Genomic DNA, 25240 nt, shown 5'->3' on the forward strand with positions numbered 1-25240 from the left:
TCCTCTTTTGTGACGCAGAGCGTCACGCACTGCATTCCCACGCTGGAGCGTGCGGAACGACCAGGCTGGCCGACATGCCCAATCGCGCCATCTCTGTAGGGCAATCCCTACAACTGACCTTCCAGACTGCTTAGGCGAATCTCTCCCGGCTGCCGATTTGCGGGGCATTCAGGCTGCTCTAGGCTTGAGCCCACGCAGACAAAACAAAGGTGTGGGTAATGAGCGACGTCGATACAAGCGCTGGAGCAAATGATGTTCTGGTCAGCTTTCGTGGTGTGCAGAAGAGCTACGACGGCGAAGCACTGATCGTCAAAGACCTCAACCTGGACATTCGCAAAGGTGAGTTCCTGACCCTGCTCGGGCCTTCCGGCTCCGGCAAGACCACCAGCCTGATGATGCTGGCCGGTTTCGAAACCCCGACTGCCGGTGAAATCCTCCTCGGTGGGCGCGCCATCAACAATGTGCCGCCGCATAAACGCGACATCGGCATGGTGTTTCAGAACTACGCATTGTTTCCACACATGACCGTGGCCGAGAACCTGGCGTTCCCGCTGTCGGTGCGTGGGATGAGCAAGACCGATGTCGGCGAGAAAGTTAAAAAGGCGCTGGGCATGGTCCAGCTGGACACCTTTGCGCATCGCTACCCGGCGCAGTTGTCCGGTGGCCAGCAGCAGCGTGTGGCGCTGGCGCGTGCGCTGGTGTTCGAACCGCAGCTGGTGTTGATGGACGAACCGCTCGGCGCGCTCGACAAGCAGCTGCGCGAGCACATGCAGATGGAGATCAAACACCTGCACCAGCGTCTGGGTGTGACCGTGGTCTACGTGACCCACGATCAGGGTGAAGCCCTGACCATGTCCGACCGGGTCGCCGTCTTCCATCAGGGCGAGATCCAGCAAATCGCACCGCCACGTAGCCTGTACGAAGAGCCGAAGAACACCTTTGTGGCCAATTTCATTGGCGAAAACAATCGGCTGAACGGACGTCTGGTCAGTCAGGATGGCGACCGTTGTGTGGTTGAGCTTGAGCGCGGCGAGAAAGTGCATGCGCTGGCGATCAACGTCGGCCAGCCTGGTGGCCCGGTGACCCTGTCGATCCGCCCTGAGCGCATCAACCTCAATGGTCGCAGCGAGAATTGTGCAAACCGTTTTTCCGGCCGCGTGGCTGAGTTCATCTACCTGGGCGACCACGTTCGCGTGCGCCTGGAGGTAGCAGGCAAGAACGACTTCTTCGTCAAACAGCCGATTGCTGAACTGGACCCGACGCTCAGCGTGGGCGATGTCGTGCCGATCGGCTGGCAAGTCGAGCACGTCCGCGCGCTCGACCCCTTGCAGCAAGTGCATTGATCTACCGATAAAAGCAATAACAGAGGCGACCTGATCGCCCATCCCAATCGCTTACCAACACTGCTCGTGGAGAAAAGAACCTATGTTGAAGTCTTTGAAGTTCACCGCCATCACGTTGGGCCTCATGTGCGCCGCGCAGGCCATGGCAGCCACCGACCTGACCGTCATCTCCTTCGGCGGTGCCAACAAGGCCGCTCAGGAAAAGGCGTTTTACGCGCCGTGGGAAAAGGCCGGCAACGGCAAGATCATCGCCGGTGAGTACAACGGGGAAATGGCCAAGGTCAAAACCATGGTCGACACCAAAAGCGTTTCCTGGGACCTGGTAGAAGTCGAATCGCCGGAACTGGCCCGTGGTTGCGATGAGGACATGTTTGAAGAGCTGGACCCGAAACAGCTGGGCAATGCCGCTGACTTCGTGCCAGGCGCCATCACCACCTGCGGTGCCGGTTTCTTCGTCTGGTCCACCGTGCTGGCCTACAACGCCGACAAGGTCGCCACTGCTCCAAACGGCTGGGCCGATTTCTGGGACACCAAGAAATTCCCGGGCAAGCGCGGCCTGCGTAAGGGCGCCAAGTACACCCTGGAATTCGCCCTGATGGCCGACGGCGTTGCGCCGAAAGATGTCTATAAAGTGCTGGCCAGCAAAGACGGCCAGGACCGCGCGTTCAAGAAGCTCGATGAACTCAAGCCAAACATTCAGTGGTGGGAAGCAGGCGCACAGCCGCCGCAGTACCTCGCTTCCGGTGACGTGGTGATGAGCTCGGCCTACAACGGCCGGATCGCCGCTGTGCAGAAGGAAAGCAACCTCAAGGTCGTATGGACCGGCGGCGTATATGACTTCGATGCCTGGGCCATTCCGAAGGGCTCGAAAAACGCAGAGGCAGCGAAGAAATTCATCGCCTACATGCTGAGCCCCGAGCAGCAGAAGACCTACTCGCAGAATATCGCCTACGGCCCGGCCAACACCCAGGCGGTCAAGCTGCTGGACAAGGAAACCCTGCAGAACATGCCGACCACGCCTGAGAACATCAAGGATCAGGTACAGATGAACGTGGCGTTCTGGACCGATAACGGCGAATCCCTCGAGCAGCGTTTCACTGCCTGGGCTGCCAAGTAATCAGGCTGCATCACGTCAGATCCGGGCGCTCCCTGCTGTAGGGAGCGTCCTCTCGTTGAAAGATTCCGGAGTTCGCTATGGCCATCGCCGTGCCCTTGACTGAAGGCGCCAGCCCTAACTTGAAGCAACGTCTCGCTCGCGCCGAGCGGGTCAACCGCTGGAAGGCTCAGGCATTGATCGCTCCGCTGGTGATTTTCCTGCTGTTAGTGTTTTTGGTGCCGATTGCTGCGCTGCTCTACAAGAGTGTCGGCAACCCTGAAGTCGTCGCCGCATTGCCGACCACTGTGGTCGAAGTGCAGAAATGGGATGGTAAAGGGCTGCCGCCCGAGTCGGTCTACAAGGCGTTGAGCCTGGACCTGGCCGAAACACGCAAGAATTCCACACTGGGCGATTTGTCCAAGCGTCTGAACATGGAGCTGGCCGGTTATCGCAGCCTGCTGAGCAAGACCGCTCGCGCGTTGCCGTTCAAGACTGAACCCGCCTCCTACAAAGAAGCGCTCGAAGCGCTGGACGAGCGCTGGGGTGACCCGGCCTATTGGCAGGCGGTACGCCGCAACACCAGCAGCATCACCCCGTATTACCTGCTGGCGGCGGTAGACCACCGTATCGACGACCTTGGGGAAGTCGCGCCTGCAACGCCGGATCAGGCGATCTATCTGGATATCTTCGCCCGCACCTTCTGGATGGGCCTGGTGATTACCGCGATCTGCCTGGTGCTGGCTTATCCGCTGGCTTACCTGTTGGCCAGCCTGCCTGCGCGGCAGAGCAACCTGCTGATGATTCTGGTGCTGTTGCCGTTCTGGACCTCGATTCTGGTGCGGGTGGCTGCCTGGATTGTGTTGCTGCAGTCGAGCGGTCTGATCAACAGCGCGTTGCTGGCGATGGGCATCATTGACAAGCCGCTGGAACTGGTCTTCAACCGGGTGGGCGTATACATTTCGATGGTGCACATCATGCTGCCGTTCATGATCCTGCCGATCTACAGCGTGATGAAAAACATATCCCCGACTTACATGCGTGCCGCCATTTCGCTTGGCTGCCATCCGTTCACCAGTTTCTGGCGCGTGTACTTCCCGCAGACCTACGCCGGGATCGGTGCAGGCTGTCTGTTGGTGTTCATTCTGTCGATCGGCTACTACATCACCCCGGCCTTGCTGGGCAGCCCCAACGACCAGATGGTCAGCTACTTCGTCGCCTTCTATACCAACACCAGCATCAACTGGGGCATGGCCACCGCGCTCGGCGGGTTACTGCTGTTGGCGACCATCGTGCTGTACCTGATTTATAGCTGGCTGGTCGGCGCCAGCCGCCTGCGTCTGAGCTGAGGAGTGTCACCATGTTGAACCCCTACACATCGCCGATCGAACGCATCTGGTATTACGCCTTGCGCATCATCTGTGCGCTGGTGCTGCTCTTTCTCGTGTTACCGGTGCTGGTCATCGTGCCGTTGTCGTTCAATTCAGGCAGCTTTCTGGTCTATCCGCTGCAAGGGTTCTCGTTGCAGTGGTATCAGGACTTCTTCAACTCCGCCGAGTGGATGCGCGCACTGAAGAACAGCATGATCGTAGCCCCGGCCGCTACGTTGTTGGCCATGGGCTTCGGCACGCTGGCGGCGATCGGCCTGACCCGTGGCAACTTTCCCGGCAAGGCGCTGGTCATGGCGCTGGTGATTTCGCCGATGGTGGTGCCGGTGGTGATTGTCGGTGTCGCCAGTTACCTGTTCTTCGCGCCGCTGGGCCTTGGCAACAGCTACACCTCGCTGATTCTGGTGCACGCTGTATTGGGCGTGCCGTTCGTGATCATTACCGTATCGGCCACCTTGCAGGGCTTCAACCACAACCTGGTACGCGCTGCCGCCAGCCTGGGCGCATCGCCGCTGACTGCATTCCGTCGCGTGACCCTGCCATTGATTGCGCCGGGGGTGATTTCCGGTGCGCTGTTCGCCTTCGCGACCTCGTTCGACGAAGTGGTGGTGACGCTGTTTCTCGCCGGACCGGAGCAGGCGACCTTGCCTCGGCAGATGTTCAGCGGCATTCGCGAAAACCTCAGCCCTACCATCGCTGCCGCCGCGACCTTGCTGATCGGCTTCTCCGTAGTGTTGCTGCTGGTGCTGGAATGGTTACGCGGGCGCAGTGAAAAACTCCGAACGGCTCAATAACCGGGCGCGGCAAGTTTCAAGCTGCCAGCCAAGTCGAATCCATTGGCGTGCAGCTTGAGACTTACCGCTCGAGGCGAAGCTTGGCGTACAATCCGCGCACCGTGATTCTGCTCAAACAGGTGCGTCATGCAGCCCTTCGTTATTGCCCCATCGATTCTTTCCGCTGACTTCGCCCGTCTGGGCGAGGAAGTCGACAACGTGCTGTCCAGCGGCGCCGACTTTGTCCACTTCGACGTGATGGACAATCACTACGTCCCGAACCTGACCATTGGTCCGATGGTGTGCAGCGCGTTGCGCAAATATGGCGTTACTGCACCGATCGATGTGCATTTGATGGTCAGCCCGGTGGATCGCATCATCGGGGATTTCATCGAGGCCGGTGCCACCTACATCACTTTTCATCCGGAAGCGACTCAGCACATCGACCGTTCGTTGCAACTGATCCGTGAAGGCGGTTGCAAGGCAGGTCTGGTGTTCAACCCGGCCACGCCGTTGAACCTTCTGGAATACGTGATGGACAAGGTCGATATGATCCTGCTCATGAGCGTCAACCCGGGTTTCGGTGGGCAGAAGTTCATTCCCGGTACGCTTAACAAGCTGCGCGAGGCTCGCGCCTTGATCGATGCCTCCGGGCGCGATATCCGTCTGGAAATCGACGGTGGCGTAAACGTCAACAACATCCGTGAAATCGCAGCGGCAGGTGCTGATACCTTCGTTGCCGGTTCAGCCATTTTCAACGCACCGGACTACCGGGAAGTGATCGAGAAAATGCGTGCAGAACTGGCAGCATCCCGCGCATGAGCGGCTTTGAGCAGCTGTTTGCAGGCAAGTTGCCCAAGCTGATCATGTTCGACCTGGACGGGACCCTGGTGGATTCGGTCCCTGATCTGGCAGTGGCGGTGGATACCATGCTGGCTGAACTTGGTCGGCCAATAGCCGGGCTTGAGTCAGTCCGCGCCTGGGTAGGCAATGGTGCACCGGTGCTGGTACGCCGCGCACTGGCCAACCACCTCGACCACAGTGGTGTCGATGATGCTCTGGCTGAGCAGGGCCTGGAGATATTCATGCGCGCCTACGCCCAGAAGCACGAGTTCACCGTGGTCTACCCCGGCGTGCGTGAAACCCTGAAATGGCTGCAGAAGATGGGCGTCGAAATGGCCCTCATCACTAACAAGCCGGAGCGCTTCGTCGCGCCGCTGCTGGATGAGATGAAACTGGGGCGTTTCTTTCGCTGGATCATCGGTGGCGACACCATGCCGCAAAAAAAGCCTGACCCTGCCGCACTGTTTTTCGTAATGAAAATGGCCGGTGTACCGGCCTCGCAAGCGCTGTTCGTGGGTGATTCACGCAGTGATGTACTGGCTGCCAAAGCGGCCGGTGTGGCCTGTGTCGCGCTGAGCTATGGCTACAACCATGGGCGGCCGATTGCCGAGGAAAACCCGGCAATGGTCATCGATGATCTGCGCAAGCTGATTCCCGGTTGCCTGGATATGGACGCTGAGATACTGTTGCCCGACATCAAACGTCCCTCCCCAAGAGAATCCATCGTGGTGGTCACTCGCAAACTCTGGATGAAAGTCATCAAGGCCCTGGCCCGCTGGCGTTGGCGCGCCTGACCTGATCCTGGCCGGCCTGCCGGCACGTTTGCCTACCTGACCGTTTTGTCCTCAAACCACGAGGTTGCTCATGGACCGTGAAGAATTCCTGCGTTTGGCCGCTGAAGGCTACAACCGCATCCCGCTTGCCCGCGAAACCCTGGCCGACTTCGACACGCCGTTGTCGATCTACCTCAAGCTTGCCGATCAGCCCAACTCCTACTTGCTGGAGTCGGTTCAGGGCGGCGAGAAGTGGGGGCGTTATTCGATCATCGGCCTGCCATGCCGCACCGTGATGCGCGTTCATGGCCATCACGTCAGCGTGACCCACGATGGCGTCGAGATCGAAAGCCTGGATGTCGAAGACCCGCTGGACTTCGTCGAGACCTTCAAGGCGCGCTACAACGTACCGACCATTGCAGGGCTGCCACGCTTCAACGGCGGGCTGGTGGGCTACTTTGGCTACGACTGTGTGCGCTATGTCGAGAAGCGTCTGGCCAACTGCCCGAATCCTGACCCGCTGGGTGTGCCGGATATCCTGTTGATGGTGTCAGACGCGGTCGTGGTGTTCGACAACCTGGCGGGCAAGATGCACGCCATCGTGCTGGTCGATCCAGCGCAACAGGATGCCTACGCACGTGGCGTTGCGCAGCTTGATGAACTGATGCACAAGCTGCGTCAGCCGATCACTCCGCGTCGCGGTCTGGACCTGGACCGGCCTCCGGCTGCCGACCCGGTGTTTCGTTCCAGCTTTACTCAGGGCGATTACGAGGCAGCGGTCGACACAATCAAACAGTATATCCTCGCGGGCGACGTCATGCAGGTTGTGCCGTCGCAACGCATGTCCATCGATTTCAAGGCCGCGCCCATCGATCTGTATCGGGCGTTACGCTGCTTCAACCCGACGCCTTACATGTACTTCTTCAACTTCGGCGACTTCCACGTCGTCGGCAGTTCACCGGAAGTGCTGGTGCGGGTCGAGGACAACCTGATCACCGTGCGTCCAATCGCCGGTACTCGCCCTCGCGGTGCCACCGAAGAGGCCGATCTTGCGCTGGAAGAAGACCTGCTGTCCGATCACAAGGAAATCGCCGAACACCTGATGCTCATCGATCTTGGCCGCAACGATACCGGTCGGGTGTCCGAGATTGGCACGGTCAAACTGACCGAGAAGATGGTTATCGAGCGTTATTCCAACGTGATGCACATTGTGTCCAACGTCACCGGTCAACTGAAAAGCGGGCTGACGGCAATGGATGCACTGCGGGCGATTCTGCCGGCTGGCACCTTGTCCGGTGCGCCGAAAATTCGTGCCATGGAAATCATTGACGAGCTGGAGCCGGTCAAGCGCGGCGTCTATGGCGGCGCAGTCGGTTACCTGGCCTGGAACGGCAACATGGACACGGCGATTGCGATTCGGACTGCGGTGATCAAGGACGGTGAGCTGCATGTGCAGGCCGGTGGCGGCATCGTTGCCGACTCGGTTCCGGCACTGGAATGGGAAGAAACCCTGAACAAGCGCCGCGCCATGTTCCGCGCCGTTGCCCTGGCGTCGCAGCCTGCCGAGGGTTGAGCTGGCTTGATGCTCTGCGTCTCAAAGCAGACGTAGAGCATCGCACGATAGTCAGATTATCGTTCCTCACGCTCCAGCGTGGGAATGCCTTGGGTGACGCTCCGCGTCACAGATTTGCGCCGCGCCGAAGTCCTCAGGACAGGACGCAGAGCGTCCAGAACGGCATGCGACGCGGAGCGTCGCACGATAGCTGAGATTATCGTTGGATCATCGTTCCTCACGCTCCAGCGTGGGAATGCCGTGGGTGACGCTCCGCGTCACAGATTTGCGTCGCGCCGCAGTTCTCAGGAGAGGACGCGGAGCGTCCAGAACGGCATGCGACGCGGAGCATGGGCACGATAGTCAGATTATCGTGCCTCACGCTCCCTCCTGCGGCCTGTCTAGAAACTCATACTCAACGCAACATTCACCCCTTGCTGGGTCACGTCGTCGTTCTTGCGCCAGTTGTAGTTGCCGCGCAGTGTCAGGTCTTGAGTCAGCTTTTGACTGACGCCCAGCGTTGCCCGATTCAGGTCGTGTTGCGGTGTGTAACCTTCCAGCGTGAAACCCACTGACTGGACGCTGTTGAGCGCCATGGTCACGTCCTGCTGATCGGTCTCGAACTCCCTTTCATGGGCAACTTCTCCCCATACCTGCGTGCTCGGTGTCACCTGGAACTTGCCCTGCACACCAACGCCTGCACGCCGCGACTTGCGGGTCTGATCACTGAAGGTCAGTGCCGTAGAGCGATCACCTTTTTCCGAGTAGCCATCGACGTCGATATGCGCGTAGTCGGCACTGACAAAAGGCGACAGATGCCAGCGGCTGGCAGCCCCCGCGATGTCGAAGCCGACTCGCCCGCTGGCCGCCCACATTTTGCCGTCGGTATCGCCTTTCTCCTGACCCTCGCTGACCCCCAGCGCGAACTTGCGCTCGGCATTTTCGTAATCAAGCTTGCCGCCCGAAACCGCCAGATCACCCCACCAATGGTTGGCCTGATACTGCAGAAACGCGGTGGCGATGTAGCTGTTGAGCTTGTAGTCCGAGTCCTTGGGGCCCGCCTCAAGATTCTGGCGATACGCCCCGGCAACAACGCCGGTACGCCAGTTTTCGGCAAATCGGTAGCTGCCGCCGATCGTCAGGTTGTAGCCTCTTCCATCAGCATCGGCTGAGCTGTCCTGCGCGTCGAAGTCCATTTTCTGACCGCCCGCGGCGATGATGCTCTGCCACTGGCCGACGCCTTGCCAGTTGCCCCAGTCGCTCAGCCACTGCGCGCGAATCTCGTCCTGATGCATCCGCAGCGTGCCATTGGCCATCTCCGGCAACAGGGTTATTTCCCATGGGGCAGAGAGCAGCGAATAGGCGTAGTCGGCCAGCAGTCGTTGTCCGGCTTCCGTCGGGTGGACGCGGTCGTTGAAAAATACCCGGCTCGGATTCGGCGTCGCGCTGGACCTGCCGTTGGCTGCGCTTTCTGTGCAGCTATTGCCACTGAAGCAGGTACTGACCAGATTCTCGTTAGGGTCGAACCCGAAGCGTGCCGGTTCAGCGAGGACTTCATTGATCAGCAACGGAACATTCAGCGGAATGATCTGGGCATTGATCTGTGCCAGTCGGCTGACCAGTTGCTGATTGAAGCCCGCGCTGAGTGCGGAGGTGGCCGAAGCCAGTGGCGAACCGCTCAAGGCTGGCGTTTTACCGATATCCGGCAGCAACCAGACCATGATGTAGCGCGCACCGGCCTGTTGCAGGGCTTGCGCGCTGTCAGCCAGTTGATTGGCGGCTTGCACGGCGCTGCTGGCACTCACCACACGACCCTGCAGGAAGTCGTTGCCGCCTCCGGTCAGATAATAAAGGGCATTGGGGTCGGCACGAAAACCGTTGGCGGGCAGGTAGCCGGTCCGGCTGCGCAGCAGTGTGCCGGTGTTCGGGTCGACTACGGTGGATTGCGAGTTGATCGATTCAAGAATCTGGTCGGTCCGATAGCCGCCGACTGCCCAGTTATTGCCATCGGGTGCTCCCAGCGCAGCATTGACCGGCGACGTGGAGGCCGCCAGATCTCCTGCGGGAACACCGAGCATTCTGCCAATCAGTGTCGATGAGTTCAGATTGAACACTTCGCCGCTGCCGTCCTGGTACGTGGGGCCGACACGATTGGTGAACCTTAACGTGGAGCCCCTGGGCCCGGCGGTATCCGGAAACTGCCCGGCATCGGCCAGACTGTCACCGAACACCACCATGGTCGAATAGGGCGCGGCAGCAGCGGTGCCGCAGGCCAGCGATAACAGGCAGGCTGCGAAGGGCCAGCGCCTCGATGTCTTGGTCATGAAAAGATCCTGATTGTTTTTGTTTTGTACCGGAAACGTAGCAAGATTTTTCATGGCTGCAAAGTTTGATGAACGTAATCGTTCATCTACGGTGCTTTTTTGAACTCAGGCGGCCCTGTTGGTCACGATCGCGCTCAGGTAGTTGGCAAGATCGTGCAGATAGACGAAGGGGTGGCCCTGACGACTGCCGCCTGTACGGCTGACCTTCAAGTCTATGCGCCCTGCGTTGATCTTGCGCAGCAGGTTTCTGTCATTCGACAGATGCGAAAAATAACGCTCTCTGACGGCGCTCAGCGAAGGGCACGGCGTGGCGAATTCTTTGCGAAGTTGATCCAGTATTTCGTTCATTCCATGACTCCCTGTGGTTTGTATGTGAGTACCCGCGAGATGGGGTGCAAACAAACAATACGATATGTAGTGCATCGTTACAATACAGTTTGTATTTTAAATACGTTCTGTATCATTTTCTTCACAGGGAATCGATGTACCAGGACACGTTGGCGGTACCATTTTCCGGGTTGCGGGTCACGCTGATGCCCTCGGTTTCGCTGATCAGATCCACGATGCGCTCCCAGTGGGCAACGGACTCGCCTGGCTCTCTGATCAGGAGCACCTGATGCTCGATCTGAGCCTTGTCGCTGGCAATAGCGTCCTGAATACGTTGTGCCAGGGCCAGGTAAGCATCGTGTTGCGAATGGTCGAGGGACGGATTAAGCATGCGTGAACTCCTTTTTACTGTATGTGCATACAGTAATTGAGGGGTGTTTCCTACGCAAGCTGCAAATGTTTCCTACATCATCGATTGTCCGGGGGGGAAACGGCGCACATAAAAAAGCCCCGGATATCGGGGCTTGGGCGAGGCGTTGGGGTGTCACAGGCGCATTGTCATCTGTCTGATGACGCCAATCAGCTTGCATTCTTCTGTCACTGCAAGGATGGGGTAGGCGGGGTTAAGTGGCTTGAGAAAATAGCGCCCGGCGTCTTCGACCAGTTTTTTGAACGTGGCTTCATTGCTTTCCGGCAGCTTGGCGATGACCAGCTTCCCGGCAGTGGGTTCGATTCCGGTATCGACCAGAATCAGCATGCCCTCTGGAATGCTCTGGCCTGCGGGCGCAGTCATCGAGTCGCCTCGCACTACCAGCCAGAAGGCACGGCCCTTGGCTTTGTAGTCGCTGATCTCGAAGGTGTCCGAATAGCCGGCAGGATAGGGCTCGACGGCTTCACTCCAGCCACCGGCCTCAACCCAGCTGATGACCGGATAGCGATAGAAACGCGATGGCTGCACCGTGGGCTCCACATTGTGCATGCCGGGCTGCTCGCTCGACGGAATCGAGGTCGTCAGGATCGGCAGGCCCAGCTCACCCAGCAATCGATTGATGACCTCGATCTTCGGCTCACGCTTGCCATTCAGCCAATGCCCCACCGCGCCGGGCGTCACGCCCATCCGCTCAGCCATCTCTTCCTGGCTGATCTGCTGGGTTTCCATGACCTGTCTTGCGACTTCATACCATTTTCTGTTCATGCGTCGAATCATACAGGCTGTAGGGTGTTGAGCAATATACATAATGTAATGCTTCGTTGTGTCGTAAAAATACAAAATGTATTGTAAGGCCTTGGCTGTGTCTGGCGGAAGAAGCCGGGCGCAGTTTTCAGAAAGGTCCTACAGGAGAGACACGATGATCGAAAAAGTGGAAGCGGTGATGCAGCACTGGGGCGAGCAACGCATGCGTATAGGTCTTGGTGGCGGGCTGAGCAGTCCGATGGCCGGGATCATGGAGTGGGGCGCTTACATTCCACGTCGCACGCCCGGCTCGCGCGCGCTGGTGGGGAATGGCAGCGGCCTGGACTATATAAGCAGCGAAGTCGAGGCGGCCGTTGCGCAGCTATCGCGCAGCCCGGCAAAGAGCCGCGGGCCTGAACTGGCCCAACTGGCGACATTGCGCTACGTCGAGTCATTGCCGGTGCGCGAGCAGATGCGTCTGGTGGGCATTAATGAAGGCGCAGACCGCACCTATCGCAACTGGATCAACAAGCTTCATCAGCAAGTGCTGGAGATTCTCGCTGAGCGCAGCGCTTCCAGAAGCAACAACGCCGTCGCCGACAAGGCTGCACGGGGCTGAATGAAGACACGGTTTCACGCCGTTTATCCGGGTCGATTGCACAGCTGTGGCCGAACTCGTGTTGAACTCCGGTCAAACTCGACCCACCCCGAAACTGCCCCTTCCCAGCCTTTCCGGAGGGGGGTAAAAAGGTCCCACGATATGCGATTTGCGCCTCAGGGCAGCAAACAGCCACAACCGGTCATTCGCGACCCAAACAAAACCCCGCTTCGGCGGGGTTTTTCATTGGGCCAGGCATACGGAGGCCAATGTACATATTGAAAGACTTTCGATGCGGGCAGTGCTGGAAACTGCTGGCTCGCATGGGTGACCATACTGAGCTCCAGATCAAGTCTTCCCGATGCGGAGCGCTGAGTCGTGTGAAGGCCGCGAGCCATGAGTCATCACCTTTGAGGCTACACAAAAAAGCGGAATCCTCCGCGAACATCAACTAATAAAAGGTAAAACCAATGCCCATTGAGCTTCCTCCGACGTACATCACCCCCTATCCTGAAATTAGCCCGGGCGGTAATGGTACCTACCGTGGTCAAGACCTTAGTGCTGGTCAAAGCTTTCCGCGGGGTATGCAGAATCCTGTAGCGACTGTGCTGCTTCTTCAGGGTGATTTGTATTGCAGCCCCAACTGCCTTGCCACGTTTCAGGATCAAGCGATGCGAGACAGCTTCGGGATTCAATCCAGGGTTGCTTTAAAGACCCTAGCAGCGGCCGATCAGCGTGAGGCTGAAGGGCGCGACCTTCGAACGGCTTACAACGAAATCGCGACTGACATAGGTAGAACTCAGCAGATCAACGAACATATCATCAAGTATCCGCCAGCCAACCATGTGTTGTCTGGGGGCCTTATGACACCATTTCATGCACTGGCTCATGGCATGTTTGGTTTGGGCGCACCCCTTATGTTCCCTATTCAGAATGTTGGGCTTAACGTCGATATCCGTGGTATCCCTGATGTTATGAATGCTATCCAGAGCGCACGCCCAGTTGGCACCAGTTCGCTCGATGTCAACTTCGCCTATGATGTCGAAGGATTCCAACGCGTCTTGGCTAACGCTGGGGGAACATTACACTCAGGCTGGTGGGAACTATTGATAAAAGCTCGAGTGGAGCATGGACATTCTCGGGCGAGATTCGCGCCTTCAATGATGTCTACGATGCCAATCCGTCCAATCATCGGAGATGGCTGGGTGAAAATCTTACTTCGGTGTTGAGTGCCGTTCCGTTTACTTCGTACTCGATCGAAATTCCCGGTTCGTTGCCGGTTACGGTTAGTGGCAACTAGGCCAAAGGCATGACAGGTAGTGCTTAAGCAGTGGCGTAGCCAGCGTTGACTGATCTGTAAAAAGACAGGCAGGCGTGAACTGTTTTTCTAGTCGTTCGGACCTCTTTTCATAGGGATTGACAATGGCTGCGTTACGCAGGAATTTTGTTTTTTTATCATTTCCACTCGCTCTAGGTGTTTTAGGCTTATCAATTAGTGGGAGCAGTGAAAATCCGCTACAGCCTTCTGATACCTATGGGCTGCCACCGGTGGCTATTTACTTCGTTGCGCTTGTTGGATTTGGAGCCCTATCTTTTCTCCTGGCTGTGGCCGGAAGATTATTAGAGTGGTTCACCTCCAGTGTCAGCAGAATGGGGAGGGTGATTCGATTCGCTCTTTTCGCACCTCTGCTTCTCTCGACCTGTCTCGCCACGTTGGTAAGCGCCGGTTACGCTTTGGATTCACTGAGTGGAGTCTTTGCCTGCTTGTTATCACTGATATCGACCCTCGGTGCTTATTCCTTGTTTTCAAAAAAGAAAAATTTGGGCTAGCGTCTGATTTCAGGTGCTCTTTTCTCGAGCTCAAGTTCCTGCTTTACGTGCAGTTGAACATTGATTTGACACGCACGGCTATCCTAGGCCTCGGCATCTGCCGGGGCTTTTTCGTATCTGGAGTACCAATGGACCCAACCGACCTAGGCCCAGGCACAGCTACCTGGCTGGGCGGCACGGGCACAATTCTGCTTGGCGGCTTCTTATGGCTGCGCAAGTTTCTTTCCAGAGATGCAACAGACCGGGCGATGGATAACGCGGACATCGGTACGGTGCGCCGCCTCAATGAGCTGCTCGACTCCGAGCGCCAGGCGCGCAAGGAAGCCGAAGCGCGGTCTGATCAGTTTGCCAAAGAGCGCAACGAACTCGCCGCTGCGGTTGGCCGAATGGAAGGCAAGATCGAAGCGCTTACCAGCCACATCGTTCAACTGACCGACAAGGTCACCACGCAGAGTGCCGAAATTGCCCGGCTCCGTTCCAAGCTCGGAGGTGCCAATGATGCACAGATGCGCAATTGATTTCATCGCTCGCCACTGGTGGCGGCGGCTGGAGATCTGGCTGATCGCCGTGTTGTTGATTGCCGGATGCCTGATGCTCGGTTTTCAGGCCGGGCAATGGTCGGCCAGCGCCGAGCATACCCGGCAGTTGGCGGAGGTTCGTGACGCCTATGACGCTGCCTTGGGCAAACGCGATCGTCGTCTGGACAGGCTGGCCGAAACCACAACGCAAGCTGCAGACAAGGTCGAGACGGCCGCGTCTATCGCCAGTCAGGCTGCGCATGCGGCCAACCGCGCCGCAGACAAGGCGGATGAGGCGCTGGGCAAAGCGAACCAGTAGGCATTCCTCAGGCCGGATCAACCTTCACCACACGCGGAACCCCTTATGAAGATAACCCCGATAGTTGCCCATTTGCAGGCGACCTGCCCCAGCTTTGCCGGACGAATCAGTGCCGGTATCGACTGGGCTGCCGTCGCCCTCGGCGATCAGCTCGCCCACCCGTCGGCTTACGTGATTGCCACGGGCGATCAGTCCACTGGCAACGATTTGCAGAACGTCATTCGCCAGAACATCACCGACACGATTGATGTCGTGGTGGTGCTCGACGGCGGTGATAAGCGCGGTCAGGAAGCCAGTGAGCAACTGCACGCCCTGCGCGCTGAACTGTGGCGGGCGTTGGTGGGCTGGAACCCGGATCGCGATTACGACGAGATGCAATACACAGGCGGTGCGCTGGTGCAGATAAGCGGCGACCGGGTGACGTATCGCTTCGGGTTTGCAGCGCAGTTTCAACTGGGCCGCAACACCTCCGATCAGCCCGCCGAAACCTGGCATGAAGCGTATCTGGATGGTTTGCCCGGCTTTACCGGCGCCACCCTCGAGATGGACTGCGTTGACCCCGCAGATCCGAATCTGAAAACCCCCGGCCCTGATGGCCGTATCGAAGCGAAATTCACAGCAGAGGTAACCCCATGACTCAACGCATCACTGTAGTACCGGCCGAGGGCCGCACTGTGCCGGATCCGGAGGCGGGCGATTTGCTGCCTGTCGAAGGGCGGCAGGTGACCTTCAACGCCTGGTGGCAGCGTCGTCAGAACGACGGCGACATCACCCTTCAAACCGAGCAATCCACCACCACCCAACAAGCCTTCACGGCTTAACCAAGAGGAAGCCAAACAATGGCTATCAGCTTTAACAACATTCCATCCGATGTTCGCGTGCCGCTGTTTTATGCGGAGATGGACAACTCGGCTGCCAACAGTGCGTCGGCCAGCATGCGCCGACTGATCGTTGCACAGGTCAACGACGATGTTTCCGGCCCCGAACTGGGTTCACTGGTGCTGGTGCCCAGTGTAGCGATGGCGAAAAACATTGGCGGCCAGGGCTCGATGCTGGCGGCCATGTATGAAACCTGGCGTAAGGCGGACCCCACCGGCGAAGTCTGGTGCCTGCCGCTGCTCAATACCGAAGGCGTCAAAGCCAGCGCGAAAGTCACCCTCACCGGCGCGGCGACCGAAGCCGGTCTGCTGAATCTGTATGTCGGCGGCGTGCGAGTGCAAGCCACTGTCGTCAGCGGCGCAACCGCTGCCCAGGCGGCCACTGCACTGTCGGTGAAGATCAATGCCACGCCTGATCTGCCGATCACCGCAGCTGTTGAAGCGGGTGTGCTGAGCCTTTCCTGCAAATGGAGCGGGGCAAGCGGCAATGACATCCAGCTGGAATTTAACCGTCTGGGTAAAACCAATGGCGAAGTCATTCCTGCCGGTTTGACGGCCGCAGTGACGGCCATGACTGGCGGCGTGGGTACGCCTGATCAGCTCAAGGCACTGGCTGCGCTGGGCGACGAGCCGTTCGAGTTCCTGTGCATGCCGTGGACCGACACCGCCACGCTGGATGCCTGGAAAGCGGCGATGGATGACAGCACCGGTCGCTGGAGTTGGGCTCGTCAGTTGTACGGTCACGTCTACAGTGCCAAGCGCGGCACGGTCGGTACGCTGGTGGCTGCAGGTCAACTGCGCAACGATCAGCACATCACCCTTCAGGGTGTCGAAAACGGTGTTCCGCAACCGGTCTGGCTGCAAGCCGCTGCACTGGCGGCGCGCACGGCGGTGTTCATCTCTGCCGACGCCAGCCGTCCGACCCAGAGCGGCACCATGCCCGGTATCGATCCGGCGCCGGCCAGTCAGCGTTTCGCTTTGACCGAGCGTGAGTCGCTGCTGCGTTACGGCATCGCCACTGCGTACTACGAAGGCGGTTACGTGCGCATCCAGCGTTCGATCACCACCTATCAGAAGAACGCTTACGGCCAGGCCGACAACTCGTACCTGGACAGCGAAACCATGCACCAGTCGGCGTTCATCATCCGTCGTCTGCAAGGCATCATCACCAGCAAGTACGGTCGCCACAAGCTGGCCAACGATGGCACGCGCTTCGGTGCCGGCCAGCCGATCATCACGCCGAGCACCATCCGTGGCGAGTTGATTGCGCAGTACGCACGTCTTGAAGAAGAAGGTCATGTGGAGAACGCCGAAACGTTCGCCCAGCACCTGATCGTCGAGCGTGACGGCAATGACCCAAGCCGCGTGAACGTCATGTTCCCGCCTGATTACATCAACGGCCTGCGCGTGTTCGCGCTGCTCAACCAGTTCCGCTTGCAGTACGACGAAGCGGCATAAGCCTAACCAACCCTTTCAAGCCCGCCTCGTGCGGGTTTTTTCATTCTGGAGATAAACAACATGGGTCAGAAAGTTGCGGGTACCTGCTACATCAAAGTGGATGGCACCCAATTGACCATCAGCGGCGGCGGCGAAGCGCCTCTGATGAACATCAAGCGCGATACCGTCGTACCGGGCTACTACAAGGAAGTCGACAAGGCCGCCTGGCTGAAATTCGCCGCCGTGCATACCGCAGATCTGCCGCTCAAGCTGCTCACTACCGGTGTGGATATGACCATCACCTGTGAGTTCAAGAACGGCAAGACTTACGTCCTGTCAGGCGCTTACCTGGTCGACGAGCCAAGCAGCAAGGCTGACGACGGCACCATCGAACTGAAATTCGATGGCAATCAGGGGAGCTGGCAATGAGTGAAGTCATCGACCTGGCCAGCCCCATCGAAGCGCATGGCGAAACCCTTTCGCAACTGACCTTCCGGCGCCCTACGGCGCAGGAAGCGCGGGCCATCAAGGCCCTGCCGTACAGGATCGACAAGAACGAGGAAGTTTCTCTCGACCTGGACGTGGCAGCGAAGTACATCGCCGTCTGCGCCGGCATCCCGCCCTCGTCGGTCAATCAGATGGATCTGTGCGACATCAACACGCTGAGCTGGAAGGTTGCGAGTTTTTTCATGGCAGCGGCATCAGCAACCTTGAAGGACTGATCGCCGTCGTTTACGACCTCGCGTACTTCTGGAAGACCGATCCCGAACTGATGATGTCCAGGGAGCTGGACGTCATCACCGAATCGATCTTGCAGGCGCAACGCATCAACCAGATCCTGCAGGGGGAGTGATGGCAGACACTATCAGAACGCTGATTACCGGCGTCGACCAGCTGTCTCCAACGCTGGCAACTATCCGCAACAACGTCAAAGGCCTCGAGACCAGTCTGGGGGCCATAGAACTTGGCAAGGCAATCAAGGACAACGCTTTGGCGGAGCCCTTGATTGCCGGGGTAAAGGCAGCGATCGGTTTCGAGACCAGCATGGCCGGCGTGAAACGCTCGGTAAGCTTTGAAACACCGCAGCAGTTCCAGCAGATGAGTTCCGACATTCTGGACCTCAGTGAACGACTGCCGGAAAGCGCCAACGGCATCGCGGCGATTGTCTCCGCAGGTGCCAAGGCCAATGTACCGCGCGAAGAGCTGACCGGATTTGCCAGCGATGCCATGAAAATGGGCGTCGCATTCGATCAGACGGCAGCCGAGTCGGGCGACATGATGGCCTCGTGGCGCTCATCGTTCCAGATGACCCAGCCGCAGGTCGCGGCGCTGTCCGAGAAGATCAACGTGCTCGGCGGCAACAACCTGGAAAAGAAAATCGCCACCATGGTCACTGCAATGGGCCCGCTCGGGCCGGTTGCGGGGATGGCCTCCGGGCAACTGGCGGCAATGGGCGCGACTCTGGCCAGCGTCGACGTACCAGCCGATGTGGCCGCAAGCGGCATGAAGCGTTTCATGCAGTCGTTGACCGAAGGTGGCGCGGCGAAAGCCGGGGCGTTCGAGGCGTTGCAACTCGATGTCAATCAGCTGACCCAAGGCATGCAGAGCGACCCGTCAGGGACCATTGAAAAGGTCCTGACGGCGGTCTCCAGTGTTGACCCCGGCAAGCAGTCGGATGTCATCACGCAACTGTTCGGCGCGGAATCGCTGGGTGCTATCACGCCGCTGCTGGCCAACCTGGATGTGCTCAGGTCCAACCTGGCCAAGGTCGGCGAGGGCGTGCAGAACAGCGGCACTATCGAGAAGGAATTCGCCGACAACTCGCAGACCACGGCCACGGCCATCAAAGAGATGACCAACCGTGTCGATCGTCTGGGCATCAATATCGGCAGTATGTTTCTGCCGGCGATGAACGAAGCAATGGCCGTGATCGGGCCGATGATTTCTCAGGTCGCCGCACTGGCGGCCGAACACCCTGGCGTGATCAAGGGTGTGGTGGGCGCTGCGATTGCGTTCGGCGTCTTGCAAGTCGCGGTGATGACCGCAACGACCGCCATGCGTGTGCTGAGCGTGGTAATGGGCATGTCACCGTTGGGCCTGATCGTGCGCGGCCTCGCGCTGGCGGCAGGTTTTCTGATCGCCAACTGGTCGACCGTCGCACCTTATTTTCAAGCTGTCTGGGAAGCGATTCGTGGGCCGGCCATGGCGCTTTGGGACGTACTAAAGGCGGTGTTCGCCTGGACGCCGCTGGGCATGATCGCAGCCAACTGGCAGCCGCTGTCCGAGTTCTTTGCTGCGCTTTGGGGCGTTATCAAGGCGCTGGCAACCCCGTTTTTCGACTTCCTGCAGACGCTGTTCGCTTGGACGCCGTTGGGCATGGTCGTGGCCAATTGGCAGCCAATCTCCGAATACTTCGCCGGGTTGTGGGAAAGCATCAAGACCGCTGCGCAGCCGTTTACCGACGTGCTGGCAACGATGTTCAGTTTTTCGCCGCTGGGCATGGTTATCGAGAAATGGCAGCCGATCAAAACCTGGTTCGCGGATTTGTGGGCGGACATCAAACCGTTCATCGACCCGATCATGAGCTGGTTTGGTGGCGACACTGATAAGTCCGTTCTGCAGCGGGCGACGGAGAAGGTCAATCAATTCGCTGAAGAACAGAGGATACGCAACGCAGGGCCTGGCGGCGGGAGCGGTGCGTTTCTGGCGGCCGGTGCCGTCGACAACGTTCGCATGAGTCAGCAGATGCTCAATCAGGCCACTGGCGTGCCGTCGACCAGCCAATTGCTCGGCGTACCCACCCCGCTGGCCCCCGGCAGCCTGTTGTTGCAGCAGGGCGCAGGCGGGGCCGGTCCGCGACTTGAAGGCGAGCTCAACATTCGCTTTGAAAACGCGCCGCCGGGCATGCGTGCCGGGCAAGTGCAAACCAACCAGCCGGGTTTGACGATATCGCCAAACGTCGGTTATCGAACCCTCGGCGCAGGAGCCGGATCATGAGTACATGGCGTGACAGCCTGCTGCCAGCGTCTTTCCGGGGCGTCGGTTTTTTCATTGAAAAAGCCGTCGTCCCGGCAGGCCGCAAGGGGCAGTTGCATGAGTTTCCACAGCGCGACGAGCCTTATTTCGAGTCGCTGGGCAAACAGTCGAAAGTTCATACGCTGACGGGGTTCATTGTCGGTCCCGACTGTTTCGAACAGCGAGACAAACTGCTACAGGCACTGGAGCAGGAAGGGGCTGGCGAGCTGGTACATCCCTGGCTGGGTCGCGTGCAGGTTCAGGTCGGCGAGTGCGGCGTCACACACAACCTGAACGAAGGCGGGCTTGTCCGGCTGGACCTGAAGTTCTATCCGGCCAACCCGCTCAAGTTTCCGGTGTCCACGCTCAACACCCGGCGGCAGTTATTGGGCGCGTCCGAGAGCCTGCTGGACTCGGCGCTCAGGCGCTACCGTTCGGTGATGGCCACGGTGGACTCGGTGCGTATCAATATTCAGGCGCTACGCAGCACCCTGTCGGGTGTGTTCGCGACCATTCAGCGGCAGTTTACACCGTTCATGGCGATCTATTCGGATGTCACCGCGCTGGTGCATTCGCTGGTCAACGCGCCGTTGACGGTCAGCACGCTGTTTACCACGTTTTTTGCCAGTTTCGATGGCGACAGTCGTCGAGCCAGAAGAGCGAACGGCACCAGCGGTATTGGCGGGGCGAGTACCGGAACGAATGTGGGGTCAGGTTCCGGTGGCTCGACAGGGGGCGGCTCAGGCAGTGGTTCCACGAGTGGCAGTAACGGCACCGCTGCGAGCAGCACGGCAGCAAGGTCCGGCAGCAATGGCGGCGTGTCCTCAGTTGAAACGGTCGATTACCGCTTCGTGATTTCCGAGGCCACACAACAGGCAGAGGCGGTGTCCGGTATCAATATGGTCAGCCAGGGCAGCGGTCTTGATACCAGTGTGACGGCTCAGGCCACTGCCAACCTGGTACAGGATGCGCTGTTGGTCAAGGTGGCGAGAATCGTCGCGAGCATGCCGATTGCGACGACGGTCACGCCGCTCAATGTGGTGCCCTCGCTTGATCAGCAGGTGACGCAAGCGCTGCAACGTGTGGATGTGCCGGTTGCCGATGACGTGATCGAACTGCGCGACACGCTGAGTTCGGCCATCTGGGAAGCGTCGTTGAAAGCCGACCCCGAACACTACCTGGCGCTGAACACTTTGCGTCAGGCCCTGGTCCGGCATCTCAATGCGGTGGCTGCGTCTGGGGTACGTCTGGTGGACATGAAGGTGTCCGAACCGCTGCCTGCGCTGGTGCTGGCCTATCGCCGATTCGGCGACGCCAGTCGGGCGCTGGAAATTGTGCAGCGCAACCGCCTTGCGCATCCTGGTTTCGTGCCGCCCGGCACGCTGAAGATCGCTCGGGAGTAACCCATGATCGACCCTAACGCTGTCACCTTGACGGTAGACAAGCACGACTATGCCGGTTGGAAATCGGTGGAAATATCTGCCGGGATCGAGCGTCAGGCCCGCAGCTTTGAGGTGAGTATTACCTGGCAGTGGCCGGGCACTGAAGTCGCGCATCCGATCACCCCCGGTGCCGCCTGCGAAGTGCGTATCGGCGGCGAGCTGATCCTGACCGGCTGGGTGTTTGCCGCGCCGGTCAGCTACGACGGCACGCAGGTCACACTGACGATTTCCGGTCGCTCGAAAACCGCCGACCTCATTGACTGCTCGGCTATCAACAGGCCGAGCCAGTGGAAAGGTGTTGGGGTGCTGAAGATTGTCGAGGCATTGGCTGCTCCCTACAAGTTGACGGTAATCAGCGAAATACCGGAAACCTCGAAAATGGCAGATCACACCATCGAGCCTGCCGAAAGCGTGTTCAAGTCCATTGACCGACTGTTGACACTGTTCCGGATTTTTTCCACCGATGACGAGTACGGCAATGTTGTGCTGGCCAGGCCGGGGAGTCGAGGGCAGAGCGCCGACGCGCTTGAGCTCGGCAAGAATGTACTCAGCGCCAGCATCGCCCGGGATTTTTCCGGACTCTTTTCCGAATACCGGGTGATTGGTCAGCAGACCGGTAATGACAAGACATTCGGCAAAGAGGCGTCAGAGGTGTCAGCCGACGTCATCGACCTCAGGCATGACGACCCGGAGCATGAAAAACGTCTGCGTGTGCTGATCGTGCATGAGGACGCCCCGATTACTCCCGCGCTTGCCCTGAGTCGCGCCAATTGGGAGCGTGGTCAGCGTGCGGGCAAGGCACTGCTCACCACGTACAAGGTGCAGGGCTGGCGGCAGTCCAACGGCGCGCTTTGGCGGCACAACACCATGGTGCGGGTGATTGATCCGGTCATCGGTTTTAGCAGCAGGAACATGCTGATTTCAGCCGTGACCTATTCCCTGACCGATAAGGGCACGATCACCACACTGGTGGTCGGTCCGCCTGAAGGTTTCCAGGCCGAGCCTGGTGACCCCAACAAGCGCAGCAAGGTGCAGGTCAATCAGGACGCTTACTCCTGGCTGCTGCCCATCGACGAGGAAACAACCTCATGAGCTTACTCAATCGCATGCTGGTGCGCGGCACGGTGGTGCTCGCCAGGGCCAGCAGCAAAATGCAGGCGCTGCAAATGCGCCTCACCGCCGGAGAGGTCAAGGACGACATGGAACACTTCGAACCCTACGGCTTCACCAGCAATCCGCTGGCTGGCGCCGAGGGCATTGCCGCCTTTATTGGTGGCGACCGGTCGCACGGTCTGTTGCTGGTGGTGGCTGATCGTCGTTATCGCCTCAAGGGCCTGGAGTCGGGCGAAGTGGCCATCTACACCGACGAGGGCGACAAGATTCACCTCAAGCGCGGCAAGGTCATCGACATTGAAACCGACACCTTGAACATCAAGGCAGCGGTAGCGGTGAACTTCGACACCCCGCAGATCACCCAGACCGGAAAGATCGTGTCCCAGGGCGACCAGCTTGCCGCGGGCATCAGTCAAGTCAGCCATCTGCATGGCGGTGTTCAGGCAGGTAACGGCCAGAGCGGACCGCCCGCTGGAGGTGCCGGATGATTATTGAAGGCTCTCTGCAGGCGTCCTTACTGCGTTCGGTGGTCATCAGCCTGTTCACCTGGCGTCGCGCCGAAGCGGACGATCCGTTCGACGATGCCGAACGTTTTGGCTGGTGGGGCGATACCTACCCGGTGCAGGCCAACGACCGTGTCGGCTCCAGGCTATGGCTGCTGCGCAGGGTCCGCCTTACTGCGCAGACCCAGCGCGACGCCGAGTTCTATGCGCGCGAAGCGCTTGCCTGGCTGATCGAAGACGGTCAGGTCAGCAACATCAACATCCTTACCGAACAGGTTCAGAGCAATCGCCTGAACCTGGGCGTCGAGCTGGTCGTTTCGGACGGTCAGATCGTGCGCTTCAACCCTTCTGAACTGTGGCAGGTGATTTATGCCGTTTGAAACACCTACGTTACCGGCGCTGATCAACCGAACCCAGGTCGACCTCGCCGACGAAGCGCTGCGTCAGTCCGATGCTCGGGTACTGTCCCGCGCGCACAGCGGTGCGGCCTATGGACTGTACGGCTATCAGGACTGGATTGCCGACCAGATTCTGCCGGACACAGCCGATGAGGAGACCCTTGAGCGGCAAGCCATCCTGCGTCTGAGGCAGCCACGCAAGGTTGCCCAGGCCGCCACTGGCGACGTGCGCTTTAGCGCCGCTGCCGGCGCGGTGCTGGATGTCGACACGGTTCTGCAATTCAGTGACGGGCGCTTCTATCGAGTGACAAAAGGCGTCACCACAGTTGCAGGCAACAACACAACCACGGTCGAAGCCGTGGATGCAGGCGTGCTTGGTAACGCCGATGCCGGTCTGGCGATGACCGCTGTGCAACCGGTCGAAGGCATCGACAGTACGTTCACTGTCATCGGCGATGGGCTTTCCGGCGGCATCGCGCAGGAAAGTATCGAGTCGTTGCGTGCTCGTGTGGTGCGCTCCTACCGGATCATCCCGCATGGCGGCAATCAGGATGATTACGTGACCTGGGCGCTGGAAGTGCCGGGCGTGACGCGCGCCTGGTGTGTGCGCCGGTTCATGGGGCCGGGGACGGTGGCGGTGTTCTTCATGCGTGACGACCAGGCCGATCCCATTCCTGACGCCGAGCAGCTGGCTGCGGTCGCTGCGTATATCGAGCCGCTGCGTCCGGTCACCGCAGACGTGTATGTGCTGGCGCCGGTGCAGAAACCGGTGGTCTACACCATCCGGCTCACACCGGACACCTCCGCCGTGCGGGCGGCGGTCGAGGCGCAACTGCTGGACCTGCACAACCGTGAGGGCGGACTGGGCGAAACCCTGCTGCTGACGCACATCGCCGAGGCCATCAGCCGCGCGACCGGCGAAACCGATCATGTGCTGATTGCGCCTGTCGCAAATGTAGCCGCAGGCCCTAACCAGTTGCTCACGTTTGGGGGCATTCAATGGTCGTCATAAGAACTGCCGAGCACTACGCCGGGCAATTGCAGGCGCTGCTGCCACCCGGGCCCGCATGGGACCCGGAGCGCGTACCGGAATTGCAGCAGGTCATTACCGGCCTGTCCCGCGAGTTCGCGCGCATCGATGGCCGTGCGTTCGACCTGCTCAACGAGATGGACCCTGCAACCGTCAGTGAACTGGTGCCGGACTGGGAGCGGGTCATGAACCTGCCAGACCCGTGTCTGGGGCTCAAACCCTTGTTCGCAGACCGACGCTTGTCAGTGCGCCAGCGGCTGGTGGCAACAGGAGGGCAGAACGCCGCGTTCTACATCGACATTGCCGTCAGCCAGGGCTACCCCGACGCCACCGTCACCGAATTTCGAGCGCCCCGTATGGGGCGTTCGCGTTTTGGCCAGGCGCACTTCGGCACCTGGAGCGCGCAATTCATGTGGACCCTGAACACCGGCGGTCGCCAGCGGCTGGGACGGCGCTTCGGGGCCAGCTATTGGGGAGAGCGATTCGGGGTCAACCCCGGCACCGCCATCGAGTGCTTGATCCGTCGAGCTGCACCGGCGCACAGCGTCGAATTCGTTAATTTCAACTGA

Annotated in this window: 29 protein-coding genes and 1 pseudogene; 26 read left to right on the forward strand and 4 right to left on the reverse strand. The window is 59.4% G+C overall.

What is annotated here, in order from left to right; all coding sequences use genetic code 11:
* The first annotated feature begins 218 nt into the window (after positions 1–218).
* From RGM3321_RS09335 to trpE, 7 genes are all read left to right on the forward strand, one after another.
* Positions 219–1343 carry an ABC transporter ATP-binding protein gene (locus RGM3321_RS09335; RefSeq protein WP_005733265.1) on the forward strand — a complete coding sequence of 375 codons (1125 nt, stop codon included), beginning with the start codon at positions 219–221 and terminating at the stop codon, positions 1341–1343.
* A gap of 82 nt (positions 1344–1425) precedes the next feature.
* Complete coding sequence (locus tag RGM3321_RS09340; RefSeq protein ID WP_057403165.1) at positions 1426–2460, forward strand: ABC transporter substrate-binding protein; 1035 nt, start codon at positions 1426–1428, stop codon at positions 2458–2460.
* Between the two features lie 77 nt (positions 2461–2537).
* Positions 2538–3785, forward strand: a complete 1248-nt coding sequence (locus tag RGM3321_RS09345; protein ID WP_244392783.1) for an ABC transporter permease — start codon at positions 2538–2540, stop codon at positions 3783–3785.
* Between the two features lie 11 nt (positions 3786–3796).
* Positions 3797–4618 carry an ABC transporter permease gene (locus RGM3321_RS09350; protein WP_016982689.1) on the forward strand — a complete coding sequence of 274 codons (822 nt, stop codon included), beginning with the start codon at positions 3797–3799 and terminating at the stop codon, positions 4616–4618.
* A 126-nt stretch (positions 4619–4744) separates the two neighbouring features.
* A complete protein-coding gene (gene rpe / locus RGM3321_RS09355) occupies positions 4745–5419 on the forward strand; it encodes a ribulose-phosphate 3-epimerase (protein WP_005733270.1) in 675 nt (224 codons plus the stop codon).
* Positions 5416–6234: a phosphoglycolate phosphatase gene (locus RGM3321_RS09360; protein ID WP_244392784.1), complete on the forward strand. Its 819-nt coding sequence runs from the start codon at positions 5416–5418 to the stop codon at positions 6232–6234. The genes rpe and RGM3321_RS09360 overlap by 4 nt, the downstream gene beginning before the upstream one ends.
* A gap of 70 nt (positions 6235–6304) precedes the next feature.
* Positions 6305–7786, forward strand: a complete 1482-nt coding sequence (gene trpE / locus RGM3321_RS09365) for an anthranilate synthase component I (RefSeq protein ID WP_244392785.1) — start codon at positions 6305–6307, stop codon at positions 7784–7786.
* 380 nt (positions 7787–8166) lie between these two features.
* On the opposite strand, the gene estP is transcribed toward trpE, so the two are convergent.
* The 4 genes from estP to RGM3321_RS09385 form a co-directional block, all read right to left on the reverse strand.
* Entirely contained in the window at positions 8167–10089 is a 1923-nt protein-coding gene (gene estP, locus RGM3321_RS09370; RefSeq protein ID WP_244392786.1) for an esterase EstP, read from the reverse strand.
* A gap of 105 nt (positions 10090–10194) precedes the next feature.
* Positions 10195–10437: a pyocin activator PrtN family protein gene (locus tag RGM3321_RS09375; RefSeq protein WP_003316268.1), complete on the reverse strand. Its 243-nt coding sequence runs from the start codon at positions 10435–10437 to the stop codon at positions 10195–10197.
* Between the two features lie 121 nt (positions 10438–10558).
* A complete protein-coding gene (locus RGM3321_RS09380) occupies positions 10559–10807 on the reverse strand; it encodes a DUF1654 domain-containing protein (protein WP_244392787.1) in 249 nt (82 codons plus the stop codon).
* Positions 10808–10960: 153 nt separating this feature from the next.
* Positions 10961–11575 (reverse strand): LexA family transcriptional regulator, encoded by a 615-nt coding sequence (locus RGM3321_RS09385; protein ID WP_244392847.1) that lies wholly within the window; start codon positions 11573–11575, stop codon positions 10961–10963.
* 190 nt (positions 11576–11765) lie between these two features.
* Between RGM3321_RS09385 and RGM3321_RS09390 the strand changes: the two genes are divergently transcribed.
* From RGM3321_RS09390 to RGM3321_RS09475, 19 genes and pseudogenes are all read left to right on the forward strand, one after another.
* Complete coding sequence (locus RGM3321_RS09390; protein ID WP_244392788.1) at positions 11766–12209, forward strand: hypothetical protein; 444 nt, start codon at positions 11766–11768, stop codon at positions 12207–12209.
* A gap of 248 nt (positions 12210–12457) precedes the next feature.
* Positions 12458–12643 (forward strand): Com family DNA-binding transcriptional regulator, encoded by a 186-nt coding sequence (locus RGM3321_RS09395; RefSeq protein ID WP_244392789.1) that lies wholly within the window; start codon positions 12458–12460, stop codon positions 12641–12643.
* 438 nt (positions 12644–13081) lie between these two features.
* Positions 13082–13171: pseudogene (locus tag RGM3321_RS28370) on the forward strand (bacteriocin); the annotation flags it as partial.
* A 113-nt stretch (positions 13172–13284) separates the two neighbouring features.
* On the forward strand, positions 13285–13488 hold the full coding sequence (locus tag RGM3321_RS28375; RefSeq protein WP_347880969.1) for a lipid II-degrading bacteriocin: 204 nt from the start codon (positions 13285–13287) through the stop codon (positions 13486–13488).
* A gap of 122 nt (positions 13489–13610) precedes the next feature.
* Positions 13611–14018, forward strand: a complete 408-nt coding sequence (locus RGM3321_RS09405) for a hypothetical protein (protein ID WP_244392790.1) — start codon at positions 13611–13613, stop codon at positions 14016–14018.
* Positions 14019–14146: 128 nt separating this feature from the next.
* On the forward strand, positions 14147–14536 hold the full coding sequence (locus RGM3321_RS09410) for a hypothetical protein (RefSeq protein WP_005614154.1): 390 nt from the start codon (positions 14147–14149) through the stop codon (positions 14534–14536).
* Positions 14517–14855: a hypothetical protein gene (locus RGM3321_RS09415; RefSeq protein ID WP_005768026.1), complete on the forward strand. Its 339-nt coding sequence runs from the start codon at positions 14517–14519 to the stop codon at positions 14853–14855. Before RGM3321_RS09410 ends, RGM3321_RS09415 begins: the two co-directional genes overlap by 20 nt.
* Before the next feature lie 45 nt (positions 14856–14900).
* Complete coding sequence (locus tag RGM3321_RS09420) at positions 14901–15491, forward strand: hypothetical protein (RefSeq protein WP_244392791.1); 591 nt, start codon at positions 14901–14903, stop codon at positions 15489–15491.
* A complete protein-coding gene (locus tag RGM3321_RS09425; protein ID WP_057455684.1) occupies positions 15488–15676 on the forward strand; it encodes a DUF2635 domain-containing protein in 189 nt (62 codons plus the stop codon). The genes RGM3321_RS09420 and RGM3321_RS09425 overlap by 4 nt, the downstream gene beginning before the upstream one ends.
* An 18-nt stretch (positions 15677–15694) precedes the next feature.
* The gene (locus tag RGM3321_RS09430) at positions 15695–17191 is read left to right on the forward strand and encodes a phage tail sheath subtilisin-like domain-containing protein (protein WP_244392792.1); all 1497 of its coding nucleotides are present in this window, start codon (positions 15695–15697) and stop codon (positions 17189–17191) included.
* 60 nt (positions 17192–17251) lie between these two features.
* Positions 17252–17599 (forward strand): phage tail tube protein, encoded by a 348-nt coding sequence (locus tag RGM3321_RS09435; protein WP_244392794.1) that lies wholly within the window; start codon positions 17252–17254, stop codon positions 17597–17599.
* Positions 17596–17892: a phage tail assembly protein gene (locus RGM3321_RS09440; protein ID WP_002551918.1), complete on the forward strand. Its 297-nt coding sequence runs from the start codon at positions 17596–17598 to the stop codon at positions 17890–17892. The genes RGM3321_RS09435 and RGM3321_RS09440 overlap by 4 nt, the downstream gene beginning before the upstream one ends.
* Positions 17893–18022: 130 nt before the next feature.
* On the forward strand, positions 18023–20167 hold the full coding sequence (locus tag RGM3321_RS09445) for a phage tail tape measure protein (protein WP_244392796.1): 2145 nt from the start codon (positions 18023–18025) through the stop codon (positions 20165–20167).
* On the forward strand, positions 20164–21588 hold the full coding sequence (locus RGM3321_RS09450; protein ID WP_244392799.1) for a DNA circularization N-terminal domain-containing protein: 1425 nt from the start codon (positions 20164–20166) through the stop codon (positions 21586–21588). The genes RGM3321_RS09445 and RGM3321_RS09450 overlap by 4 nt, the downstream gene beginning before the upstream one ends.
* A gap of 3 nt (positions 21589–21591) precedes the next feature.
* Positions 21592–22719 (forward strand): phage baseplate assembly protein, encoded by a 1128-nt coding sequence (locus tag RGM3321_RS09455; protein ID WP_244392801.1) that lies wholly within the window; start codon positions 21592–21594, stop codon positions 22717–22719.
* Complete coding sequence (locus tag RGM3321_RS09460) at positions 22716–23228, forward strand: phage baseplate assembly protein (protein WP_244392803.1); 513 nt, start codon at positions 22716–22718, stop codon at positions 23226–23228. Before RGM3321_RS09455 ends, RGM3321_RS09460 begins: the two co-directional genes overlap by 4 nt.
* Entirely contained in the window at positions 23225–23623 is a 399-nt protein-coding gene (locus RGM3321_RS09465; RefSeq protein ID WP_244392805.1) for a phage GP46 family protein, read from the forward strand. Before RGM3321_RS09460 ends, RGM3321_RS09465 begins: the two co-directional genes overlap by 4 nt.
* Positions 23613–24653: a baseplate J/gp47 family protein gene (locus RGM3321_RS09470; RefSeq protein WP_244392807.1), complete on the forward strand. Its 1041-nt coding sequence runs from the start codon at positions 23613–23615 to the stop codon at positions 24651–24653. Before RGM3321_RS09465 ends, RGM3321_RS09470 begins: the two co-directional genes overlap by 11 nt.
* Complete coding sequence (locus tag RGM3321_RS09475) at positions 24641–25240, forward strand: putative phage tail protein (RefSeq protein WP_244392809.1); 600 nt, start codon at positions 24641–24643, stop codon at positions 25238–25240. The genes RGM3321_RS09470 and RGM3321_RS09475 overlap by 13 nt, the downstream gene beginning before the upstream one ends.

This window comes from Pseudomonas sp. RGM 3321 (assembly GCF_022836805.1).
Taxonomy (GTDB): domain Bacteria; phylum Pseudomonadota; class Gammaproteobacteria; order Pseudomonadales; family Pseudomonadaceae; genus Aquipseudomonas.

Excerpts from the sequence above, each read along its gene's own strand:
- RGM3321_RS09475 (WP_244392809.1), top strand. The coding sequence starts at position 24,641 with ATGGTCGTCATAAGAACTGCCGAGCACTACGCCGGGCAATTGCAGGCG.
- RGM3321_RS09420 (WP_244392791.1), top strand. The coding sequence starts at position 14,901 with ATGAAGATAACCCCGATAGTTGCCCATTTGCAGGCGACCTGCCCCAGC.
- RGM3321_RS09435 (WP_244392794.1), top strand. The coding sequence starts at position 17,252 with ATGGGTCAGAAAGTTGCGGGTACCTGCTACATCAAAGTGGATGGCACC.
- RGM3321_RS09470 (WP_244392807.1), top strand. The coding sequence starts at position 23,613 with ATGCCGTTTGAAACACCTACGTTACCGGCGCTGATCAACCGAACCCAG.
- RGM3321_RS09395 (WP_244392789.1), top strand. The coding sequence starts at position 12,458 with ATGTACATATTGAAAGACTTTCGATGCGGGCAGTGCTGGAAACTGCTG.
- trpE (WP_244392785.1), top strand. The coding sequence starts at position 6,305 with ATGGACCGTGAAGAATTCCTGCGTTTGGCCGCTGAAGGCTACAACCGC.
- RGM3321_RS09390 (WP_244392788.1), top strand. The coding sequence starts at position 11,766 with ATGATCGAAAAAGTGGAAGCGGTGATGCAGCACTGGGGCGAGCAACGC.
- RGM3321_RS09385 (WP_244392847.1), bottom strand. The coding sequence starts at position 11,575 with ATGGAAACCCAGCAGATCAGCCAGGAAGAGATGGCTGAGCGGATGGGC.
- RGM3321_RS09410 (WP_005614154.1), top strand. The coding sequence starts at position 14,147 with ATGGACCCAACCGACCTAGGCCCAGGCACAGCTACCTGGCTGGGCGGC.
- RGM3321_RS09440 (WP_002551918.1), top strand. The coding sequence starts at position 17,596 with ATGAGTGAAGTCATCGACCTGGCCAGCCCCATCGAAGCGCATGGCGAA.
- RGM3321_RS09415 (WP_005768026.1), top strand. The coding sequence starts at position 14,517 with ATGCACAGATGCGCAATTGATTTCATCGCTCGCCACTGGTGGCGGCGG.
- RGM3321_RS09465 (WP_244392805.1), top strand. The coding sequence starts at position 23,225 with ATGATTATTGAAGGCTCTCTGCAGGCGTCCTTACTGCGTTCGGTGGTC.
- RGM3321_RS09430 (WP_244392792.1), top strand. The coding sequence starts at position 15,695 with ATGGCTATCAGCTTTAACAACATTCCATCCGATGTTCGCGTGCCGCTG.
- RGM3321_RS09350 (WP_016982689.1), top strand. The coding sequence starts at position 3,797 with ATGTTGAACCCCTACACATCGCCGATCGAACGCATCTGGTATTACGCC.
- rpe (WP_005733270.1), top strand. The coding sequence starts at position 4,745 with ATGCAGCCCTTCGTTATTGCCCCATCGATTCTTTCCGCTGACTTCGCC.
- RGM3321_RS09445 (WP_244392796.1), top strand. The coding sequence starts at position 18,023 with ATGGCAGACACTATCAGAACGCTGATTACCGGCGTCGACCAGCTGTCT.
- RGM3321_RS09405 (WP_244392790.1), top strand. The coding sequence starts at position 13,611 with ATGGCTGCGTTACGCAGGAATTTTGTTTTTTTATCATTTCCACTCGCT.
- RGM3321_RS09450 (WP_244392799.1), top strand. The coding sequence starts at position 20,164 with ATGAGTACATGGCGTGACAGCCTGCTGCCAGCGTCTTTCCGGGGCGTC.
- RGM3321_RS09340 (WP_057403165.1), top strand. The coding sequence starts at position 1,426 with ATGTTGAAGTCTTTGAAGTTCACCGCCATCACGTTGGGCCTCATGTGC.
- estP (WP_244392786.1), bottom strand. The coding sequence starts at position 10,089 with ATGACCAAGACATCGAGGCGCTGGCCCTTCGCAGCCTGCCTGTTATCG.
- RGM3321_RS09455 (WP_244392801.1), top strand. The coding sequence starts at position 21,592 with ATGATCGACCCTAACGCTGTCACCTTGACGGTAGACAAGCACGACTAT.
- RGM3321_RS09460 (WP_244392803.1), top strand. The coding sequence starts at position 22,716 with ATGAGCTTACTCAATCGCATGCTGGTGCGCGGCACGGTGGTGCTCGCC.
- RGM3321_RS09345 (WP_244392783.1), top strand. The coding sequence starts at position 2,538 with ATGGCCATCGCCGTGCCCTTGACTGAAGGCGCCAGCCCTAACTTGAAG.
- RGM3321_RS09360 (WP_244392784.1), top strand. The coding sequence starts at position 5,416 with ATGAGCGGCTTTGAGCAGCTGTTTGCAGGCAAGTTGCCCAAGCTGATC.
- RGM3321_RS09425 (WP_057455684.1), top strand. The coding sequence starts at position 15,488 with ATGACTCAACGCATCACTGTAGTACCGGCCGAGGGCCGCACTGTGCCG.
- RGM3321_RS09380 (WP_244392787.1), bottom strand. The coding sequence starts at position 10,807 with ATGCTTAATCCGTCCCTCGACCATTCGCAACACGATGCTTACCTGGCC.
- RGM3321_RS09335 (WP_005733265.1), top strand. The coding sequence starts at position 219 with ATGAGCGACGTCGATACAAGCGCTGGAGCAAATGATGTTCTGGTCAGC.
- RGM3321_RS09375 (WP_003316268.1), bottom strand. The coding sequence starts at position 10,437 with ATGAACGAAATACTGGATCAACTTCGCAAAGAATTCGCCACGCCGTGC.